The 231-nt window shown below is 54.5% G+C and carries 1 protein-coding gene; it reads right to left on the minus strand.

Going from position 1 to position 231, the window contains the following annotated elements:
• The coding region (locus QP381_RS09565; RefSeq protein ID WP_285068821.1) for a hypothetical protein at positions 1-231 on the minus strand (231 nt) is incomplete at both ends.

The raw sequence follows: 231 nt of genomic DNA on the forward strand, positions 1-231 counted from the left end.
GTATATTCCTAGTGCCCTCGGTGGCAGCCACCATCACATACAGCTGGTTGCTGTTGTCGAAAAGCAGATCCACGTTGGTCCTGGCCGCTGGGAACGGGCCCGCCGAGAATTGTCCAAGCGTCAGCACTCTTCGAGTAACCGTGTCATACGCCATAACCTTGATATCGCTGTACTGCGCACTGCGACTAGTAGTCACGTCACCCGCAAACACGTAGTAACGGCCTTGGTTAT

Origin of the sequence: Pauljensenia sp. UMB6358, assembly GCF_030216865.1 — a bacterium.
Lineage (GTDB): Bacteria > Actinomycetota > Actinomycetes > Actinomycetales > Actinomycetaceae > Pauljensenia > Pauljensenia turicensis_A.